This is a genomic window from Kitasatospora sp. NPDC056181, from assembly GCF_042266225.1.
In the GTDB taxonomy this organism is placed as follows: Bacteria; Actinomycetota; Actinomycetes; order Streptomycetales; family Streptomycetaceae; genus Kitasatospora.
This window is the reverse complement of sequence record NZ_JBHJUK010000329.1, coordinates 1-1,729: the sequence shown is the minus strand read 5'-3', so window position 1 is coordinate 1,729 and position 1,729 is coordinate 1. Positions and strand designations below refer to the sequence as shown.

The window sequence follows — 1,729 nt, the reverse complement described above, 5'->3', positions numbered from 1 at the left end:
CAGGCCGCGCTGGTCCATCACCTCGATGCTGCGCGCGTGCAGGCCCAGCGCCCTGACGAACTCGAACGGCTCGGCCATCCTGTCGAGCACCACCGCCCGAGAGGTTGACCTGGGCGCTGTTGCGCGGGTAGCCGAGCGACTCCAGGATGCCGTGGACGTCGTCCTGGGAGAGTGGTGATGCGGCGGCGCGGGCCCTGACGGCGGCGGAGATGCGCTTGCTGTGTGCCTCGCCCCGGCAGCGGTCCACCGCGTCGAGGACCACCATCTGCTTGTACATCGAGTTCTCGGCGTGCTTGGCCGCCCAGGGGTCGGCCGGCTCGGCCGGGGCGGTGCCCGTGCCGTCGGCGGAGGGGCTCGGCCGTGCGGACGCGCAGCCCAGCGCCGCCACCTGGGGGAAGAGCCGGTCGTGCTCGGCGAGGCCCTGCCGGCGCTGCTCGGCGTAGTCGGGCGGGACGGACCCGGACGCGGTGGCCCCCGAGGCGGTGGGAGCTGCCGTCCCGCCGCCGGCACCGGTGATGCTCACGCTCCCGCAGCCGGTTGTCGCGACCAGTCCCGTCAGCACGCCCGCTGCCGCCGCCACTGCCAGACGTCTCATCAGCCCGCCCTCCCCGGTCCGACGCGCGCCCGGCCGGGGCGCTTCGTACGGCACCCATCATGCCGGACGACCGGATCCACCGCGGCCGGGGGCTGTCGGTGGCACTCCCATGAGTTCACTGCCGTCCATGAGCTCACTGCCGTCCGGGAGTTCACCGCCGTCCGGGAGTTCACCCCGGGCCGGGCGTGCCGATCGCCGTTCCCGTCCGGTACAGCTCCACGAGCAACGGTCGCAGTGCCAGCCCGGTCCCGGTCAGCCGGTAGCTCGTGCGCACCGGGAAGCCGCGCAGCCGTTCGCACCTGGCCAGCTCCCGCTCCTCCAGCGTGCGCAGGCGCTCCGCGAGCACCTTCGGGCTGATCTCCGGGAGCCGCGCGCGCAGTTCGCCGAAGGACAGCGGCCCGTGCATCAGCTCCCGCAGCAGCAGGGTCGTCCACCGCCCGGACACCGCGGCCAGGGCCACCTCGACCGGGCAGGTCACCTCCGGCCGTGCCGTCCGGCCCCGGAGGCCGGGCACCAACTCGGTGTCCCAGGACCGGTCCGCCGCGTCGCTTTCCGTTTGGTGACCTACGCGGCCGCCGAATTCACTGCCCTCATGACGCATGAAGCCACTGTCACCCTGACCACCGATCCCGGGCAACACCCGGCCGTCTTCGCCGCCGCCTTCGGCACGGGCGACCCGGCCGCCGTCCAGCGGGTCTACGAACCGGGAGGCGTTTTCGTCCCCGCCCCCGGAACGGCCGTGACCGGACCGGAACTCGCCGCTGCCAACGCGGAGTTCCTCGCCCTCGGCCTCCCCATCACGGTGCGCCCGCGCCACACCTACGTCGCGGACGACATCGCCCTGCTCATCGTCGACTGGTCGATCTCGGGCACGACCCCGGACGGCGAGGACGTCCACCTCGAAGGCACCGCGACCGACGTGGCCCGCCGGGGGAAGGACGGGCGGTGGCGGTACGTCATCGACAACCCCTTCGGCACGGCCGGGGCACCCGAGGCAACCCACGTACCCGGAGCGCCCGAGGCAACTGCAGTACCTGAGGCACCCGGAGCAGCGCAGGCACCCGGAGCAGCCCACGCACCCGGAACAGCGCACGCACCCGCGGCGGCCGGCCCTGCCTGAGACCGGCCGCCGGC

General features: G+C 73.9%; 2 protein-coding genes and 1 pseudogene. 1 reads left to right on the top strand and 2 read right to left on the bottom strand.

The window, feature by feature from the left end; genetic code table 11:
* Both ACFC1F_RS43305 and ACFC1F_RS43300 read right to left on the bottom strand, forming a co-directional pair.
* Nucleotides 1-99: pseudogene (locus tag ACFC1F_RS43305) on the bottom strand (FAD-dependent monooxygenase); the annotation flags it as partial.
* Between the two features lie 665 nt (nt 100-764).
* Nucleotides 765-1,109: a winged helix-turn-helix transcriptional regulator gene (locus ACFC1F_RS43300; protein WP_376167319.1), complete on the bottom strand. Its 345-nt coding sequence runs from the start codon at nt 1,107-1,109 to the stop codon at nt 765-767.
* A gap of 78 nt (nt 1,110-1,187) precedes the next feature.
* Between ACFC1F_RS43300 and ACFC1F_RS43295 the strand changes: the two genes are divergently transcribed.
* Nucleotides 1,188-1,715, top strand: coding sequence for a YybH family protein (locus ACFC1F_RS43295; RefSeq protein WP_376167317.1), 528 nt, complete (start codon nt 1,188-1,190; stop codon nt 1,713-1,715).
* Nucleotides 1,716-1,729: the final 14 nt, after the last annotated feature.